13 protein-coding genes are annotated in these 12,535 nt (G+C 59.3%); 8 read left to right on the top strand and 5 right to left on the bottom strand.

The genetic code is table 11. From position 1 onward, the window contains the following. The first annotated feature begins 74 nt into the window (after positions 1–74). Entirely contained in the window at positions 75–1,469 is a 1,395-nt protein-coding gene (locus CHB83_RS05085; protein ID WP_045687251.1) for a DUF5723 family protein, read from the top strand. Positions 1,470–1,564: 95 nt separating this feature from the next. Here CHB83_RS05085 and CHB83_RS05080 read toward each other — a convergent pair whose 3' ends face one another. The 3 genes from CHB83_RS05080 to CHB83_RS05070 form a co-directional block, all read right to left on the bottom strand. Continuing rightward, positions 1,565–2,662 (bottom strand): SMP-30/gluconolactonase/LRE family protein, encoded by a 1,098-nt coding sequence (locus CHB83_RS05080; protein ID WP_089331893.1) that lies wholly within the window; start codon positions 2,660–2,662, stop codon positions 1,565–1,567. Positions 2,663–2,838: 176 nt separating this feature from the next. Beyond that, complete coding sequence (locus tag CHB83_RS05075; RefSeq protein ID WP_143437002.1) at positions 2,839–3,396, bottom strand: NUDIX hydrolase; 558 nt, start codon at positions 3,394–3,396, stop codon at positions 2,839–2,841. Positions 3,397–3,493: 97 nt separating this feature from the next. Continuing rightward, positions 3,494–4,246 carry a L,D-transpeptidase family protein gene (locus CHB83_RS05070; protein ID WP_089331891.1) on the bottom strand — a complete coding sequence of 251 codons (753 nt, stop codon included), beginning with the start codon at positions 4,244–4,246 and terminating at the stop codon, positions 3,494–3,496. Between the two features lie 263 nt (positions 4,247–4,509). On the opposite strand from CHB83_RS05070, the gene CHB83_RS05065 reads away from it, so the two are divergent. The 4 genes from CHB83_RS05065 to CHB83_RS05050 all read left to right on the top strand — a co-directional run bounded on the left by CHB83_RS05065 (position 4,510) and on the right by CHB83_RS05050 (position 7,790). Next, on the top strand, positions 4,510–5,466 hold the full coding sequence (locus CHB83_RS05065) for an alpha/beta hydrolase (RefSeq protein WP_179225458.1): 957 nt from the start codon (positions 4,510–4,512) through the stop codon (positions 5,464–5,466). 62 nt (positions 5,467–5,528) lie between these two features. After that, positions 5,529–5,987, top strand: coding sequence for a DUF4174 domain-containing protein (locus CHB83_RS05060; protein WP_089331889.1), 459 nt, complete (start codon positions 5,529–5,531; stop codon positions 5,985–5,987). 42 nt (positions 5,988–6,029) lie between these two features. Next, positions 6,030–7,193, top strand: coding sequence for a geranylgeranyl reductase family protein (locus CHB83_RS05055; RefSeq protein WP_089331888.1), 1,164 nt, complete (start codon positions 6,030–6,032; stop codon positions 7,191–7,193). Positions 7,194–7,307: 114 nt separating this feature from the next. Continuing rightward, positions 7,308–7,790: an ankyrin repeat domain-containing protein gene (locus tag CHB83_RS05050; protein ID WP_089331887.1), complete on the top strand. Its 483-nt coding sequence runs from the start codon at positions 7,308–7,310 to the stop codon at positions 7,788–7,790. 93 nt (positions 7,791–7,883) lie between these two features. Here CHB83_RS05050 and CHB83_RS05045 read toward each other — a convergent pair whose 3' ends face one another. Continuing rightward, positions 7,884–8,675 (bottom strand): SDR family NAD(P)-dependent oxidoreductase, encoded by a 792-nt coding sequence (locus tag CHB83_RS05045; RefSeq protein ID WP_089331886.1) that lies wholly within the window; start codon positions 8,673–8,675, stop codon positions 7,884–7,886. 163 nt (positions 8,676–8,838) lie between these two features. Here CHB83_RS05045 and CHB83_RS05040 point away from each other — a divergent pair, with 163 nt between their 5' ends. Further along, positions 8,839–9,840, top strand: coding sequence for an SDR family oxidoreductase (locus CHB83_RS05040; RefSeq protein WP_089331885.1), 1,002 nt, complete (start codon positions 8,839–8,841; stop codon positions 9,838–9,840). Between the two features lie 161 nt (positions 9,841–10,001). On the opposite strand, the gene CHB83_RS05035 is transcribed toward CHB83_RS05040, so the two are convergent. Further along, positions 10,002–10,295, bottom strand: coding sequence for a hypothetical protein (locus CHB83_RS05035; protein ID WP_089331884.1), 294 nt, complete (start codon positions 10,293–10,295; stop codon positions 10,002–10,004). 370 nt (positions 10,296–10,665) lie between these two features. Between CHB83_RS05035 and CHB83_RS05030 the strand changes: the two genes are divergently transcribed. After that, positions 10,666–11,139 (top strand): hypothetical protein, encoded by a 474-nt coding sequence (locus tag CHB83_RS05030; protein WP_089331883.1) that lies wholly within the window; start codon positions 10,666–10,668, stop codon positions 11,137–11,139. Between the two features lie 234 nt (positions 11,140–11,373). Further along, entirely contained in the window at positions 11,374–12,501 is a 1,128-nt protein-coding gene (locus CHB83_RS05025) for an MBL fold metallo-hydrolase (RefSeq protein ID WP_089331882.1), read from the top strand. The last annotated feature ends 34 nt before the right edge of the window (positions 12,502–12,535 follow it).

The following is a 12,535-nucleotide window of genomic DNA, read 5'->3' as shown; positions in this document are numbered from 1 at the left end:
ACTACCCCATATCGTACATTTGAAGAAATGGCCGGTTCCGTTCGGCTTCCTTTCTCACCATACCGCTGGGCATCTTGGCAACACGTTTCTACTCCCTGCTGGCCGCGCTAACGCTCGGCGCTACCTTGCCGCTGTATGCGCAGAACGAGCTGAGCAACTTCACTGCTACCGGCCGCGGTGGGGTGGCTACTACGTTTGCTACCGACTACCAAGCCATTGGTATCAACCCGGCCAACCTTGGGCGGGTAGGTGGAGCCAAGGTAGCATTTACCATTGGCGAGGTGGGGGCGGGCCTCGGCTCTCAGTCGCTCACCCGCCAGCAGCTACGGAAGTTTGTATACAACACCGGCGACCAGCTTTCGGCGGCAGATAAGCAGGAACTGGCCCGCGCTTTCACCTCCGATAATGCCCTAAACTTCAACGCAGACGCTACCTCCTTCGGGCTGGCCGTGCAGCTGCCCATTGTTGGGGGCATTGCTATCAGTAACCATGTGCGCACTGCTGGCCACGTGGGGCTCAATAAAGATGGGGCCGAAATTGTGTTTCTGGGGCAGGATGCGCCCATTTATGCCTCAGCGGCGGCTGGCAATGTGCCGCTGGTAACGGAAGCGCTGGCGGGTACGGAAATACAGTTTTCGCTGCTCAACGAGTTCAATGTGGCCTGGGGCACCCGCCTGATTAATCTGCCGTTGTTTCAGCTGTCGGGTGGGGTAGGCTACCGCTATATTCAGGGCATTGGCATTATTGATGTGCGCGTGCAGCCCGGCAACCTGCAAGCCTTTAGCTCCATGTCGCCCCTATTCAATATTAACTATGGCGACCTGACCACCAACCCCAACTTCAATCTGCGCACGGGTGGCGGCCTCAACCCGGTGGGAGAAGGCCACGGCGTTGACTTGGGGCTAGCGGCAGAAGCGGGCAAAGCGCTCCGCTTGGGGGTTGCCATTACCGATATCGGCCACATGACCTGGGAAGGCAACTTGCTCACGGCCAACGATCAGAAGCTTAAGCGCCTGAAATCAAACGGTGTGGAAAGTTATAACTTCATCAAGGAAGCAGCGGAAATCTTCGCCTCGGGCACCGATAGCCTGTTTCAGTACCAAACCGGCCAGAACCGGCGCGCCGACCTGCCTACTAAGCTGCGCGCCGGCGCAGGACTGCGCATCAGTGAGTATTTTGAAACGGGCCTGGACGTTACGCTCCCCCTCAACAAGGTGGCCGGCAACCTCACCAGCCCCTTCGTGGGTGTCGGCATTGACTACAAACCCGTGCATTGGCTGCGCCTGAGCAGCGGCCTGTCGGGCGGGGCAGGGTATGGGGTGAGCTTGCCGCTGGGTTTCACCATTGCCACTAGCATCTACGAAGCCGGCATCAGCACCCGCGACGTGGTTGGGCTGGTGGCTTCCGAAAACCCCTACCTGTCCACGGCGTTCGGGTTCCTGCGCTTCAAGATTGGTAAAGTGCAGTAGCCCCGCCTAGATAGTAGCGATACTGCAAGCAAAAAAGCCGCTCATGCTACGCATTATGTAGCATGAGCGGCTTTTTCCGTGTAACGGCTCGTGGTTTACTTCGGCTCGGTGATGAAGTTGGGTAGGCCCAGCTTGCTACGGCGGCCTCCAAGCTTGATGCCATTGTCGATGTATTTGGCCGCCTCGGAGTTCGGGTTCTGGATAAGGCCCAGGTAGGCATTGTCTTCACGAGCCACGTAGATGTTGCCGTCGGGAGCGCGCTGCAAGGAGCCTACTTTGCGGTTGGCCGATTTGCCCACCACTATGGCTTTCCCCGTCTTTAGGTCGAACTGGAAGATTTGGGCTTCCCCGCCACCTTCGCCATTGCTAGAGCCGTACAGTTTGGACCCATCGGGCGAAAACTCTACGCCGTAGGCTTCGGGGTAGGGAGCAAATACTTTCGGATTGCGCACCTGCCCAGTTGTACGGTCGAAGTCAAATATCTCGTACTTGTTGGCTTCCCGCCACAAGGCCACGGCTAGTTTCCGGCCGTCGGGCGAGAACTTCATGGCGCCGATGGCATTGCGGCCGGGGCCCGCGTGCATGGAGCCCACGTTGCTCATCACCGGCTTGCTTTGCACGCCATCAGCCGTCACCAGAAAGCTTACAAAGGCGTTGGAATTCCAGCGGTGCGCCACCACCCACACGTCGCGGCCGTTTTGGTGCCGCACGGCCGTTAGCTTTTCCGCTACCGGCGACACGAGCAAAGCATTGGTGCGGGGTACGTCGCCAAGGCCGTTTTCGCGGGTCATGTCTACCACGGAATAGCGCAGGCCGTTGGGGCCGCCTTGGGCACCTACCGTAAATACGTAGAACACGTTGCCGCTACCCGGGTCGGGCACGATGAGGGCGCTCTGCGTGCTGGAATTGGAACCCATGAGCTTCTTGCCATTGGGCATCACTTGGTGCTGGCGGTTGAACACAAACTCTCCGTTCGTGTAAAACAGGAGCTGGCCTTGCTGGTTGGTAGCTACCGCTGAGCCCTCATACGTGGTCATTTTGTTAGTAAGCAGGGGCGTGGGGGCACCGCCGCTAGCCGGGAATGTTAGGCCCGCCTGCTGGCCAAACATCCAGATAGATTGTTCACGCTGCGCAAACGAAACGGCCGGCAGCAACAGAAGCAGTAGCGGCAACAGAATCGGAAGTCGTTTCATAGTAAGGGTTGAGTAGCTCTCCTGAGCTGTTACTACAAATAGCTAATGCAATTTCGTGCCAGATATGAAGGGCCAAGCGCACCGAAACAGCAACATGCCCGCGTAGTACTGCTCTCTTGCCAAGCGCGGCTGCTACCTAGTTTCTGATTAGTGCATCAACGGGCCGCCGCCCAGCTTCATACGTTCCACTCGCCGGTCAGCAGGCGCGGAAGCAAGGGCGTGATGATGCGGTAGCTTGCCCCCCAGAGCTTGTAGCCACCTGCAATGCGGTAGTAGGGCACGCGGCGGGGGCCGGGCCAACCGGGTAAGTGCCAGTCTTCCTCCGTATGGCTGGCAGCATCCAGCAGGTGACGTAGCGGAATTTCCAGCACCTCGTCTATTTCCTCGGCTTGCCACTGCCACACCTCCGGCCGCCGAATGCGGCCGAGAAAAGGCGCAATGCGGAAGCCCGTGGGCACGGCCACAGTGGGCAGAGAAGTTAAAATTTCGACGTTGGCGGGCGGCAGGTATACTTCTTCGTGGGCTTCGCGCAGCGCTGTTGCCTGCAAAGATGCATCGGTAGGCTCATGCTTACCACCAGGGAAAGCCAACTGCCCGCCATGCACGCCAAAGTTGCCGCGGCGCACCATTACAATTTGCACCTCACCGGCCGCGTCGCGAAACACGGGAACGAGGACGGCGGAGTCGCGGAGGTTTTTAGGAATTGGAAAATCGTCGAGGGAAGCTGCGGCCATGCTCAAAGGTACGATGCCAACAAGGGTATAGGTAGCCGCGTAGGGCAGAGGTTTCCTAAACGTAGGCAAGTAAGCTGCTACTCCAAAAGCAGCAGTGTTACTCTACGGCGTAGGCCCCATCGGTATCTACCTGCACTTGCGGGAGGGTGTGGTTATCCTCGAAATACTGGTAGCCGGGAGCCAGTTCCTGCCAGAAAGCAGTATGCGGGCTAGCCTGCCGGGTTGCTAGGTTGTCAGCCGTTAGCTCGAAAGGGAAAATGTGCACGGGAATTCCCTGCTGCCCGGCTGCTCGTGCTTCCACGGCCAGTACGTACAGCTCCCGGATACCCGCGTCGGTGATGGGCAAGCAGCCCACCGTAGCGTCGGAACCGTGAATAAAGATATCACCGCCGGGGTCGGGGGCAGCGTGGCGCAAGTCGGCGGCGTTGGGATAGTCCAGGCCCAGGGAAAGGTGGTAGGTGCTGGCCGGGTTGAAGCGGTTGATGGTGTAAAAACCTTCCGGAACCTGCCGGTCGCCAGACTGGCGCTTGGGCCCCAGCTCGCCGGAAGTGCCGGCCAGGCGAAAGGTGCGGAGCAAGACAAATTCGCCTTCGCCCTGGTTGCGCCCCCAAGCTTCTACCCGCCGCCCTACCTTGAACGCCCGGATAAATAGTTCGAGCCGTTGCGGCTCAATGCCGTGGCGCTGCAACAAGGTATGTAAGGCTAACTCATAGGTAGCATAGGCACCCCGTACCCGCGGGAAGCGCTGCTGCTCCGCCCGAAATGTAGGATCGGGAGTAAGCAGGGGAGAAGAGGAATGAGCACAAAACGTGAGTAGCACAGCTGTAGCCAGCAGAGCGAAAAGACGCATATCGAAGGAAAGAAAAGCTAGCCCTATAGAGTGCACCGCCCTAGGCCGGTAGTACCTGAACGGTAGGAGAGGGATACTTAGTATTAAATAAAATGAATAGTATAAGCGGGATGCTTGGCGCTGCCAAGATAGCCTTGCGAGTAAGTGCAGCTGCTGAAAAGCACCGCTACAGTACGAGGCTGCACAGGTAGTTGGATTTTGTGAAGCACCTGTTTACCCGAGCTGCCGGACCACACGCCGCCGCTTTTTTGCGTATGGCCGCTATGCCTTCCTCTGCCGCCTACCTCCCCGACCCGCTGGGCCCCGACTTTGAGCAGCTCTACCTCCCGCAGCCCGATGACTACGAGGGCGCCGTGCGCGCTACGCTAGTGCGGCACCGCCAGCACCCAGCTACTACCCGGGCGGTGCTGCACGTGCACGGCTTCAATGATTATTTCTTCCAACACGAACTAGCCGCCGAATATGCGGCTCACGGCCTGCGTTTCTACGCCCTCGATTTGCGCAAGTACGGCCGCTCCCTATTGCCTCATCAGCGGCCCAACAACGTGCGCCAGTTGTCGGAATACTTCTCAGACCTAGAGGCGGCCCTGGCGCAGCTAAGGGCAGAAGGTAGCTCAGAAGTGGTGCTGAGTGGCCACTCTACGGGCGGCCTGATTGTCTCCATCTATGCTGCCCAGTTCCAGCCAGCGGCCGTAGTAGCCTTGGTACTGAACAGCCCGTTTTTGGAACTGCATCAGTCGTGGGCAATGCGCCACTTGGCGGTGCCCGTGGTGACGCGCCTGGGGGCCCGTTGGCCAAACCTACCCCTGCCCGGAACCCTACCCGACGTGTATGGCCAAACCTTGCACCAGTCCTTCCGAGGCGAGTGGAATTACAACTTAGCCTGGAAGCCCAATCAGGTTTTTTCGCTGAATGCGGGCTGGCTGCGGGCCATTCGCCACGGCCATGCGCAAGTACGGCGCGGGCTTGGAATTCGGCAACCGGTGTTGGTGCTACACTCGGCACGCACGGCCGGGGGCGGGCCGTGGCGAGAAGAGTTTCAGGAGGCCGACATCGTGCTAAACGTAGCTCACATTCGTGCGTTGGCGCCCCAGTTAGGTACGCGCGTGACCACCACCGCCCTCCCCGGCGCCTTGCACGATGTGTTTTTGTCGCGCCCAACGGTTCGGGTGGAGGCCTACCGCGTGCTGTTTGCGTGGCTTGCGGAGGTGCTGACGTAGAACAGGACCGGGACTCAGTCGTATGAAGACTACCCCCTTTCTTTTCTGACGCTGAGCTTGCTATGTCTACATCCTTATTATGCCGGCTATTTTTGCCAAGCCTAATCGGCCTGAGCACACTAGCTCTATCATCTGCTACCCCACGCAAACCCACGCCCGCCGAACCTCTGGCGACTCTCCTGAAAGAAAGTAAGTGGCAGAAGCGGGTGCTGCTGCTCTGTGCTCCCACGGCTACCGACGAGAAGCTAACCCGCCAGAAACAGCTCCTGGAATTAGTACGCCCTGCCCTTGCAGCCCGCGACCTAGTAGTGCGCGACGTGATAGTTCGTGAGCTTTCGGCCGCCGACGAGCAGTATGTGCGGCAGAAGCTTGCTGGGGCTGGCACCTCGTTTACCCTGTTACTGATTGGTAAGGATGGGGGCGTGAAGCGCCGTGAAACCGAGCCCATTACACCCAAGTCGCTCTTTGCTACCATCGACGTGATGCCCATGCGCCAGCAGGAAATGCGTGGGCAGCGCTAACCCAGTCCGTTCTGTTTACGGTAGTTCGAGTACTTTCGGGGTGTGGTTTCCCTTCCCGAGTATGATGTGCTAATTGTGGGTGCTGGCCCCGCGGGCACGGCCTGTGCGCTGGCTTTAGCGGGCAGCGGCTTGCGCGTTGCTCTAGTGGATCAGGCCCAATTTCCGCGCGACAAAGTGTGCGGCGACGCCATTCCGGGTCCTACTCTAAAGGCGTTAGCTCGTCTCAATCCGGCCTTTGCCACCGAACTGCGCGCCCTCACGCAAGAGCACCGCACCGACGTGCGCCAGAGCCGCATTGTAACCTCTCGGGGCACCAAGCTTAGCATTGCGTGGCAGGCCCCGGCCTTCAACAGCCCCCGCCTCCACTTTGATGCTGCCCTGCTCACGCTCGTACGGCAGCACACTCCGACGGTGGTGCTGGAAGGCAGCCCCGTCAAAACCGTGCACGCCGACGAACACGGAGTTAGCGTGCGGTTAGCAGGAAATGCCCACCCGCCCCTAACGGCCCATTTAGTAGTGGGCTGCGACGGGGCCAACTCGGTTGTAGCGCGGTGCCTAGCACCCTGGCCTCTGAACCGTGCCCAGCACTGCGCCGCGGTACGGGCCTACTATACCGGTATTACAGAGGCTCCCGCCACTACCTCCGATTTTCTGTTTTTGCGCCGTTACCGGGCCGGCTACTGCTGGGTATTTCCGGTGGGTGATGGTACCTACAATGTAGGGTTTGGGATGCTGTCGGCGGAAATTTCGCAGCAGCACGTTAACCTCAGGGAGGTGCTCGACGAGCTGCTGCGTACCCACCCCGACCTAGCACCCCGCTTCCGGGAGGCGCGGCGCTTGGGGCCGGTGCAAGGCTTTGGCTTGCCCTTGGGCGGTTCGGCCCGGCCCGTGGTGGGGCCCCGGGCCCTGCTTTGTGGCGATGCGGCGGCTCTCATTGACCCCTTACAAGGCCACGGCATCGACAAGGCCGTTATGAGTGGTGTGCTGGCGGCGGAGCACGTACGGCGCTGTTGTCAAAGCCAGCAGTTCGGTGCGGCGGCGTTGGAGCCGTACGCCCAGGCCCTGCACCGCCGCCTCGGCCGCGACCTGGCCCGCCGCTACCAGCTCATGCGCTGGCTGGCCCGGGCCCCGTGGCTAGTGGAAGTGGCCTGCTGGGTTGCTCGAGTAAGGAAAGTACGCCAGTGGCTGGTGCGGGCGGTGGGGTAGCTTCGACGGGGCGCTAGAAACCGAACGGGCCAGTAGCGGTTGTTGAGGCTGGCTGGTTTTGCTTTTTTGCCGTACTGTTGCCAACGTTTCCCTTACTACACCTCCCGTTCGCTTATGTCGTTTACCTCTGACCGGCCCGAAGACCTACTATTTGACGCTGCCCGCAAGGGTGATGTGGCCTACCTCCAGCACCTGCTCGCCAACAACATCGACGTCAATACCCAGGATGCGAAAGGCTTTACGCCCCTGATCATAGCCGCCTACGATGGTCATCTGGAAGCTACCCAACTCCTGCTCGATGCTGGCGCCAACCCCAACGTGCAAGATGTGGCCGGCAACTCGGCGCTGATGGGCGTGAGCTTCAAAGGCTACCCCGAAATTGCGCGCCTACTCATTGCCAACGGCGCCGACCTGAACCTGCAAAATGGTAATGGGGGCACTGCGCTCATGTTCGCTACGCTGTTCGGTCGCCACGCTATCCTGCCCATTCTGATAGAAGGCGGGGCTGATACTACCGTCCGCGACGTGCGCGGCCTCACGGCCCGCGACCTAGCCATTCAGCAGGGCAACGACGTGGCGCTAGAGTTGCTGCCCTAACGCCCCCTTCCTCACTAGCGCGGCCCCGGCTACGGCTACAACGTGTAGCCGTAGCCGGGGCCGCGCTAGTGAGGAAGGGGGAGCTTTTCAGGACTAGCCAATGCTGCGGATGACGCCCCCATCTACGCGCACGGAAGCGCCATTGGTAGCGGCGGCCAGTGGGCTGCACAGGTAGGCCACCATGGAGGCTACTTCGTCGGTGGTGATGAAGCGCTTGAGCAGGGATGAGGGACGGGCGTCGCGGAAGAATTCGTGCTCGGCATCTTCCCGGGTTTTGCCCTCGCCGGCTAGTTGGCGCAAAAATTCTTCTACCCCCTCAGAAGCAGTAGGGCCGGGCAGCACGGAGTTTACGGTGACGCCCGTACCCGCCGTAAGTTCGGCTAGGCCCCGCGCTACGCCTAGCTGGGCGGTTTTAGTAGTGCCGTAGTGTACCATCTCCGCCGGAATCTGCAAGCCCGATTCGCTACTGATAAACAGAATGCGGCCCCAATTTTTGCTCAGCATCTGGGGGAAATATTGGCGGGATAGTCGCACCCCACTCAGCACGTTCACCTCGAAGAAGCGCAGCCAGTCTTCGTCCGAAATTTCGGCAAACGGTTTAGGCTCAAAAATGCCCACGTTGTTTACCAGGATATCGACCGTGGGCACTTCCATGAGCAGGTAGTTCACCTGCTCGGCTTTGCTGAAGTCGACGGGCACGCCCCGCACAAGGGCAGTGGGCGTTTCGGCCAAGATGACGGCGCGTGCTTCTTCTAGGCGCGCTTCGGTGCGGCCCGTAAGAATGACCTCGGCGCCCTCGGCAGCTAGGCGGCGCGCAATAGCCAGGCCAATGCCGGCGGTAGACCCCGTAACCAGGGCTACTTTACTGGTGAGTTGTAAATCCATACGGAAGAGATGGTGGAAGGAAACTTCTGCCTTAAACCACCAAGAGCCCAATTTGTCTGCGCTGGGTGGTATTGCACAATTATGGCCTGGGCTGGCCGCCAGGGGTATAAAGCCGTATGAGAAAGTCAATTGCACTGCCTTCTACTATTACTCCTCCCTTCCTATGAAACTCAAACCACTGAAGAAACAAACTCTTGTCATTACGGGTGCTACTAGCGGCATTGGCCTAGCCACTGCCCGCATGGCGGCCGAGGCCGGCGCAAAGCTGGTACTGGCTGCCCGCAGCGAAGAAGACCTGCAAAAAGTAGCCGCCGACTTAACTCGTCGCGGCGGCCAGGTAGCTACCGTGGTGGCCGACGTAGCCCGTATTCCCGATATTCAGCGCGTTGCCGCTACTGCCAAAGAAAAATTCGGGGGCTTTGATACCTGGATTAATAATGCAGCTGCTTCCATTTGGGGGCGCCTGGAAGAAGTAAGCGACGAGGACAGCCGCCGTATGTTTGATACCAACTACTGGGGCGTGGTAAACGGCTCTTTAGAGGCTATTAAATACCTCAAACAGCACGGCGGCGCTCTTATAAACCTGGGCAGCGTGGCCTCCGACATTGCTTTTCCTCTGCAAGGCATGTATTCGGCCAGCAAACACGCAATTAAGGGCTTCACAGATGCCTTGCGCATAGAACTGGAAGAAGAAGGGGCCCCGGTTTCCGTGACCCTCATTAAGCCTGCGGCCATTAATACGCCCTTCCCGCAGCACGCCAAAAACTACATGGACCGGGAGCCTCAGCTGCCACCACCCGTGTACGAGCCCGAGGAAGTAGCCAACGCCATCATTCACGCGGCCCAGCACCCCGAGCGAGATGTATATATTGGGGGAGGTGGCAAGATGTTCAGCTCTCTGAATAAGCACATTCCGCGGGCTATGGACTTCATGAATGAGAAGATAAACATGAAGCTGCAAACCCGCGACGAGCCCCCACGCCACCCCGCTGGCTCCTTACACCGCCCCGAGGTGCGCGACGGAAAAGTGCACGGCGACCACCCTGGCTATGTTATGAAGAAAAGCCTGTACACCCGCGCTAGCCTGCACCCTGTCCTGACGGGGGCCTTTGCTGCGCTGGCCGGTGGAGTGCTGGTAGCCCTGCTTTCTGGCCGAGACGAATAAGCCTGAACGCTACCGGCATCCTACGACAAGAGCCTCCGCTGCACTAGGTAGCGGAGGCTCTTGTCGTAGGATGCCGGGGGTGCGTTGGTTTGCGGCTCACCGGAAGCGCACTTGAGGCGGTAAGGTATTGCTTTGGTGGCTTTAGGTAGGGCTTCTGGCAATTAGCCCAAGGGCTGCCAGGTTTGTTCTACTACTGCGGCCGTATTTGTGGAGAGGTAGTCGTTGTAGAGTTGCTCGGCTGGCCCTTGGCCCAGCACCGGTCCGCCTTCCGTGGGTAGTACTAGGAGCAGGGCATTAGGGGCTAGGCCCAGGGCAGTGGTGAGGTGCTGTTCTAGCGCACTGGTATTGAGTGGCCCTTCGGTTTGCTGGAGCTTCACCACGGTAAGGTGCTGGCCGTTGTGTTCGATGCGGGCAAAGACAGCGGCGGGCCCGGTTGAGAAAGTGTCGGTGCTCATAAGGTGGGGTTGCGGTTTGGTATGCTATACGCAAGGGCCTGTGCAATGGGCTAGCGAAGACCGCCCGTACCTAGCGTTTCACTGGGCCATAGCGCATACACCCTCATTTCGGCGAGCGGTAAGGCTGAAAAACCGCTGCTAGCCGCGCGAATGGCTAGGCAAGGCAGCAATAACCGCTACAGGCCGTGCAACGGTACTGTGTTGTCAAAGTATGGGGCGAAGAAACGGGCATATTGGTCGGTTTTTTCGGGGTACTGATAGAGACTTGCCCTAGTTGGCCGCAAAGGGGGCACTTGGTTTGAACAAGGACAGACAGAACGCAGCGTCCTGAACCTCAAACTTCATCATTTCCTCCATCCTCCTTTCAACCATGAAAAAGCAACTTTTCAGCCTCGCCATCCTCCTCGGTCTTGCTACCTCATTCGCCGAAACCACCGTTGCCGCCCAGGCTCCCGTATCTGGCCGTGAGCAGCGCCAGGACGGCCGTGGTAAAGACCATAAGCAAGGCAAGCATGGCACCCAGGACCAGCAGCGCCGCACCGACCAGATGGCCAAAGAGCTTGATCTCAGTAGCAAGCAGAAGTCGAAGGTCGAGAAGATATTCCAGGAGCAGCAGCAGCAAATGCAGGCCCTACGCAGCCGCTCCGGCCAAGACCGTAGCCAGCACATGGCCGAAGCCAAGCGCATCCACGAAGCCGCCGACAAAAAGCTGAAAGATGTGCTTTCGAAAAAGCAGTACGCCCAGCTAGCGGCTAAGCGTCAGGAGCGTCAGCGCCAGATGGGCAGCCGCCAGGGCGACCGGCGCGGCGGCTTTGAGCGCCGCGAGGCCGGTGGCCGCAGCTAGTGCAGCGGTAAACCGTAGATTTCGTCCCGCCGGTAGCCCGCCGTGGCTTCCTTACGCCAAGAATCAGACGTAGCCTACGTAAGCTGTAGCAGTTCTAGCGCCTCTAAAACGGCCTCGTTCGATGATTCGGATGAGGCCGTTTTGGGTATGTGGCCGACGAGGTACAATATTTTGCGTACTAGTTCGACTACAACGCTAGCGGTGCTCCTGCCGCGCTGTTATTACCCGTTTACTATGCGTCAACCTTGGAAAGTACTTGGCCGCCTGGCCGCGAGTGTGCTAGTGCTCTTGCTGGTGGCGGGTGTGGCGTTTGCCCAGCTAAGCCCGGAGTTAGGTGGCAAACCAACCGACCAAGAAAAAGCGGCCTACGCGCAATCAGGACATTACCGGGACGGTGAGTTTCAAAACCTGGTGCCTACTACTCTGATGACTGGGGATGGTAGCATGTTTGGTTCGTTGTGGCGCTTTGTGTTTGGCAAAACGCCCCACGCAGCCCCCGATGGACCCCTGCCTACTCAGCAGCTAGATTCGCTGAGTATCACCCGCAAAACGCCCGAAACGGTCCGCGTAACGTGGTTTGGGCACTCGGCTAGCCTAGTAGAAATTGCGGGTAAGAACATTTTGCTTGACCCCATGCTTAGCGTGAAAATGGGGCCGCTATCCTTGGTGACGCCCAAGCGTTACAATTCCAGCCTGGCCATTACCGCAGAGCAGCTTCCTCCCATTGACGCCGTGCTGATTTCCCATGACCACTATGACCACCTCGACTACAAAACCATTGTGAAGCTGCGCACGAAGGTGGCGCACTTCTATGTGCCCCTAGGGGTAGGGGCCCACTTGCGCCGCTGGGGCGTAGAGGCAGCGCGCATTCAGGAGCTAGACTGGAACGACTCGGTGCAGCTGCCTGGCCTCACCATCATCAGCACCCCAGCCCGCCACTTTTCCGGCCGAGGCCTCACCAATCGTAACTCTACCTCCTGGAGCTCCTGGGTGCTCAAAACGCCTACCAAGCGTGTGTTCTACAGTGGTGACGGAGGCTACGGCCCGCACTTTCAGCAAATCGGCCAGCAATACGGCCCATTCAATCTGGCCCTGATGGAGTGCGGCCAGTACGACAAGCAGTGGGCGCAAATCCATATGCTACCCGAGCAAACCGTGCAAGCCGCCCTCGATGTGCAGGCACGTGTGCTGCTGCCGGTTCACTGGGGTGCATTCACGGAGGCCCACCACGCCTGGAACGAGTCAGTAACGCGCGCCACTGCCGAGGCCACGCGCCTGCACCTGCCCATCACTACCCCTCAGCTCGGGCAGCCCATAACCCTCGATGCTGGTCCGCTGCCCCAAGTGAGGTGGTGGGAGTAGTAGTGCTAGGGGAAAGTCTTTACGCGCATTATAC

The sequence above is a fragment of the Hymenobacter mucosus genome (assembly GCF_900188255.1).
GTDB lineage: Bacteria > Bacteroidota > Bacteroidia > Cytophagales > Hymenobacteraceae > Hymenobacter > Hymenobacter mucosus.
This window is presented reverse-complemented; position numbering and strand designations above follow the sequence as displayed.

What these genes read in the sequence shown, in the direction of transcription:
- CHB83_RS05080 (WP_089331893.1), bottom strand. Translation starts at nt 2,662, where the DNA reads ATGAAACGACTTCCGATTCTGTTGCCGCTACTGCTTCTGTTGCTGCCG.
- CHB83_RS05075 (WP_143437002.1), bottom strand. Translation starts at nt 3,396, where the DNA reads ATGGCCGCAGCTTCCCTCGACGATTTTCCAATTCCTAAAAACCTCCGC.
- CHB83_RS05070 (WP_089331891.1), bottom strand. Translation starts at nt 4,246, where the DNA reads ATGCGTCTTTTCGCTCTGCTGGCTACAGCTGTGCTACTCACGTTTTGT.
- CHB83_RS05065 (WP_179225458.1), top strand. Translation starts at nt 4,510, where the DNA reads ATGCCTTCCTCTGCCGCCTACCTCCCCGACCCGCTGGGCCCCGACTTT.
- CHB83_RS05060 (WP_089331889.1), top strand. Translation starts at nt 5,529, where the DNA reads ATGTCTACATCCTTATTATGCCGGCTATTTTTGCCAAGCCTAATCGGC.
- CHB83_RS05050 (WP_089331887.1), top strand. Translation starts at nt 7,308, where the DNA reads ATGTCGTTTACCTCTGACCGGCCCGAAGACCTACTATTTGACGCTGCC.
- CHB83_RS05045 (WP_089331886.1), bottom strand. Translation starts at nt 8,675, where the DNA reads ATGGATTTACAACTCACCAGTAAAGTAGCCCTGGTTACGGGGTCTACC.
- CHB83_RS05040 (WP_089331885.1), top strand. Translation starts at nt 8,839, where the DNA reads ATGAAACTCAAACCACTGAAGAAACAAACTCTTGTCATTACGGGTGCT.
- CHB83_RS05035 (WP_089331884.1), bottom strand. Translation starts at nt 10,295, where the DNA reads ATGAGCACCGACACTTTCTCAACCGGGCCCGCCGCTGTCTTTGCCCGC.
- CHB83_RS05030 (WP_089331883.1), top strand. Translation starts at nt 10,666, where the DNA reads ATGAAAAAGCAACTTTTCAGCCTCGCCATCCTCCTCGGTCTTGCTACC.
- CHB83_RS05025 (WP_089331882.1), top strand. Translation starts at nt 11,374, where the DNA reads ATGCGTCAACCTTGGAAAGTACTTGGCCGCCTGGCCGCGAGTGTGCTA.